Annotated in this window: 1 pseudogene; it reads right to left on the bottom strand. The window is 66.7% G+C overall.

Annotated elements, in window-relative coordinates:
• Window positions 1-964 (bottom strand): annotated as a pseudogene (locus DVJ77_RS20960) (site-specific integrase); the annotation flags it as partial.
• Window positions 965-1,009 lie beyond the last annotated feature (45 nt).

Below are 1,009 nucleotides of genomic sequence, written 5' to 3'. Positions count from 1 at the left end.
TACAGAACGGTGCTCCGTCATTGCCATCACCGCCGGGAGCGGCACCCCTTGCTTGCCGGCCTCGGTGACAAAGCCCGACCTCAGGCTGTGCGCCCCAAAGTCCCCTTTTAGGCCCGCTAGTGCCGCGCGTCGCTTGACGATCGCCGCCACTGAGCCGGGCAACAGGGCTGGACCGACCCGGTCCTTCCAGATGCGCCGAAAGATGGCACCGTCTCGAATTCCTGCGGCTTCCAGCCAGGCCGACAACGCCTCGGCGCTGCGCCCCAGGATCGGCTTGTCCGGAGTCGAATCCGCCTTGACTCCAGTCTGCTGCGTCTTCGAATACTACCAGCCGGTAGATGTAGCTCGCGTCGCCGGTCTTCCGGAGGTCGCGGAAGTCAGCGTCGGCGATCTCGCTGCGCCGACGCCCGCCGCTGGCAAAGCCAAAGCAGAGCAGGGCGCGATCCCGTATGCCTTCGAGCGAGTCGCCGCAGGTGGCCAGCATGGCTTCCAGCTCTGGACGCGTGATCGCGGTCTTCTTGGTCGGCCGCTCCCCGCGTTTGACCGCCGACCGCCGGGCCCGACTGAGCAGTGTGCGGACGCTGGCCAGCTCGCACGGGTTAGTCAGCCGTTTGAGCTTATGGGCGGTCGACAACACGGCGACGCGCTGGGTCACCGTCGACAGCTTGAGCGGCCCGAGCTTGGCCTTGAGGCCGGCCGCTACCAAAGCTTGATCGGCCTCCGGTGGCAACTCGCTGACCAGGCCCACCTTGTTCTTGCGCAGGATGTGGTCGACCAAGAACTGGATCACCACGGCCTCCGTTACCGGCAGCGTGAGCTCGACGCCAAAACGCGCATGGTGCCAGCCGGCCCAGTAGCGCAGGGCGGCCGCATAGCTGCGGGTAGTGTTGGCCGCCGCGGCCTCGGCCAGCAGTTCGCGCACGGCGTCCGCTGCTTGCTGGGCCAGCTGTTCCGGCAACACCAGGCCAGCAGCGGGTGCGGCAAGGTCAGTGGAAGTGCGTTTATGATT

Origin of the sequence: Dyella tabacisoli (genome assembly GCF_003350925.1) — a bacterium.
Lineage (GTDB): Bacteria > Pseudomonadota > Gammaproteobacteria > Xanthomonadales > Rhodanobacteraceae > Dyella_C > Dyella_C tabacisoli.
Note: the sequence above shows the minus strand (reverse complement) of the source record. Positions and strands in the feature narration are given on the sequence as shown.